The sequence below is a fragment of the Paenibacillus plantarum genome (genome assembly GCF_013141695.1).
GTDB classification, from domain to species: Bacteria; Bacillota; Bacilli; order Paenibacillales; family NBRC-103111; genus Paenibacillus_E; species Paenibacillus_E plantarum.
In genome coordinates, this window is sequence record NZ_WHNY01000014.1 from 1 (window position 1) to 3632 (window position 3632).

Annotated in this window: 1 protein-coding gene; it reads right to left on the reverse strand. The window is 45.3% G+C overall.

Annotation, left to right across the window (positions count from 1 at the left end; all coding sequences use genetic code 11):
- Positions 1-3590, reverse strand: a 3590-nt coding sequence (locus GC096_RS04585) for a non-ribosomal peptide synthetase (protein WP_312886186.1), incomplete at its 3' end; no start/stop codon positions are given.
- Between the last annotated feature and the right edge of the window lie 42 nt (positions 3591-3632).

A 3632-nucleotide genomic window follows, 5' to 3' on the forward strand; every position in this document is an offset into this window, starting at 1 on the left:
AGCAAAGATTTCATTTTCCCTTCAGATAATAATCGGTTGTTAAACTCTAGCGATATCTCTAGCGTTGACGGGGTCTCCTTAACTTCTAGCGTAAGGTCAAATACAGTTGCTAGGGACTGTCTAAATACGGATCTGCTAGTTTTATACATCGCTAAAATCTCCCTTTTACCTCTTGCTGCCCGTAGCTTCACGATCTCTTCGGATCCTCTTCTTTCGCCTTGTTCCATACCCTTTTCTATTTGTTCAATCAATGCTTGGAGATCGTCCTTATCCCGGATGTTTCGGAATGGTTCCATTGTGAGCATCGTTAGTTCGCTCCTAATGCCTACTGCCGCCGATAGATGAATCACATCTCTATCTGTTACATTAGACAGCAAAAAGACGAATATCGATAATAGAAGCTCGTCCGTCGATTTACCTATGTTTGCAGCTCCATGGAGAATGCCTTCGTATACGCTGCTATCTACTCGATATCGCATAACTGCCGTTGGATTGATGCTGTATTTGAACGTAAAGTATTCCTCTGGCAATCCCACTGCCTTTAATTCAATGGACCCGCATTGGGCTTGCTGGCTACTAATTCTGTTTGCTATCTTCGAAATTGTTGCAAATCCAAACAGTTCCGTAACATCGACCATTCCCGGGTACTTTTTCTCCAGTTGCTGGTGCATTTTCACCAGCATGATGGAGTTCCCGCCAAGATCGAAGAAATTATCTTCTACTCCAATCTTGTCCATCCCCAGTACTTCCTGCCATATCCCGGTTACTTCCTTCTCTAACTCACTGTCCGCTACTCGGTAGTTATCTGACATGATCAAGGCGGACGTTGGTCTTGGCAGCCCGTTCCAGTCAATCTTTCCATTCGGCGTGTAGGGGAATCGCTCTAATTGGATCATGGTCGATGGCACCATATAGTACGGTAAGTTTTCTCTTAAGTAAGCTTTGACTGCCTGTACATCTACTTTATGCTCGCTTCGGATATACGCACATAAGTATTCACCTGACTCCACTTTCCACTTCTTTACGATCGCTTCCTTTATACCGCTGAATTGTTTCAGCTGCTCCTCGACCTCTCCTGCCTCGATCCGGAATCCATTAAGCTTTAGCTGGCCATCGGTTCTTCCTATGTATTCAATCTCTCCATTGGCAAGCCGGCGCGCCATATCCCCAGTATGGTAAAGCCGTTCTCCTGGTAGGAATGGGTGCGTTATAAATCGCTCCTGCGTTAACTCAGGTTTTCCGTAATAGCCTCGTGCTACCCCTTTGCCTCCAATATACAAATCACCGGCACAGCCAATTGGCTTCACCTGCAGGTTCGGCCCTAAAATGTAAACTTGTGTATTTTGGATGGGGCGGCCGATCGAAACCTTATCTGCCTCCGTCATTTCTTTGACCATTGACCATATCGTCGTTTCCGTTGGACCGTACAAATTGTACAATTTTCCGGAGTATAACTTTCTCAATTCCCTTAATAGATCATCTGGGAATGTTTCGCCTCCCACCAATAAAAGGCTGATTTGGTGGAACAATGCTTCGCTATGGCTTTGTTCTAACATGAGACGAATGCGGGATGGCGTCGCTTGTATGATATCCACCTGATGTTCTACCAGTAGACGATGTAGGCGGTCCGGCACTTTTTGCTCTTGTTCATCCGCAATTACTACTTGCATTCCCAGCGTTAACGGCAACAAAGTTTCTAGTACAAAAATATCGAAGGATACGGTCGTCAGCGCAGCGATCGTCTTCCCATGGCCAAAGTTGACGACCGCTGGGATGCCCTCCAGGAAGTTATACAGTGCCTCTTGTTCTACCATAACGCCTTTTGGCTTGCCCGTAGATCCGGATGTGTAAATGACGTACGCTAAATCATGCGGGCTGATCTCCGACAAGACAACGGCTTCATCCGAATCACTTTCTTCACCCATCATGCCCAGTCTCAGTACTTCTCCCTGAAAACCAGATTCAACCGCTAGATCATTGGAAGTTAACAAAATTGTAGCTTGGCTATCCTCGACCATATAGGTGATCCTATCTTTCGGATAGTCGGGGTCAATGGGTAAGTACGCGCCGCCAGCTTTCAAAACCCCTAGAATTGCAACTAACAAGTCCGTACTACGTGGAAGCAAAACGGCAACAATGCTATCCCGCCCTACACCTTTGCCTCTCAATGCCTTGGCTAGCCGATCCGACTTGTTATCTAACTCGCTATAGGTCAGCCGTTCATTTCGACAAATAATTGCTGTCCGTCCGGTATACTCTTTCAGCGATTCCGCTAATAGCTGGGTTACCGTCTTTCCTGCGAGCGGCGTTTCTTTCGGATTAAACGCTTCAAGGATTCGCGTTTTCTCAGAGTGGGAAAGCATCTGGATGTCGCGGACAAACAAATCGGGAGCAGCGGTAACTTCTACTACCATATTGCAGAAATGATGGGCCAGCTGTTGCATGGCTTCTTTGGTATACAATTCATTGCTATATACAAGGTTAAAGGCAAGACCGTTATCCGTTTCCAAGGCATCCAGCGTCAAATCATAGGTCGCTGTATCGATCTCGTGCTCGCTCTCCTTAATCTTAAGCTGCCGTGAAGGATTCGCGTTTCCTCTTAAATGGCTATGTAACGCAAACATGATATTAAACAACGGATGGCTATTTGTATCCCGTTTGACATTCAGCTTTTCGACTAACTCCTCAAACGGATACTCCTGATGCTCGTAGGCCTGGAGTGCCGTTTCTTTGGTCTGCATTAGAAATTCACGGAAGGTTATTGAACCTTTTGCATGGATCCGCATGGCCAATACATTGATAAATATGCCGATTAACGGTTCTAGGTCAGGATGGTTCCGTCCAGAAATAGGAGATCCAATTACAATATCCTCCTGATTGGTGTAGTTGGATACCAGCAAACTGAACACAGACAATAGGATCATGTACAGGGTAGCGTCAGATTCCGAAGCGACCCTCTTTAATGCGGTTGTTTCATCTTTTCCTAGGTAAAATCTGATCGTCTCCGCGGTAAAATTCCTTTTAGCTGTTCGAGCGGCATCAGCAGGAATCCTCGTGTTCGGGATGTCTCCGCTAAAGACGTCTAACCAATATGCTTCCTGTTTCTTCAGTTCTTCGCTTTGTAACCTTTCGTTATGCCACCATGCAAAATCTTTGTACTGAATGGCAAGTGGAGTCAAGCTCACGCCATCGTATAAAGCCAACAAGTCCTGTACAATCACGCTAATCGAGATGCCATCAAAGATAATATGATGGATATCGTAAATCAGGATATGCCGTTTCTCTGATACTTTAACTAGTTTCATTCGAATCAACGGTGCTTGGTTTAAGTCGAATGGTTTTACTGCATCTAACAGGGATTTCACGACAGAACTATCCTGTAATTCGATATATTCGATCTCTTGGGGCACTTGGCGATGGACAGTCTGTACGGGTTGCCCGCCTACAAAGCTGAAGCTGGTTCGTAACACTTCATGGCGTGCCAAAAGCTGAGAATATGCATTACGGAAGCGCTCCAAATCTAGTTCTCCATCTAATATGGCGCTACTTGGCATATTATATTTAATATTTTGCCCTTCAAGTAGATTCACTAAGAAGAGTCTTCTTTGCGCTGAAGATAAAGGATAATGTTG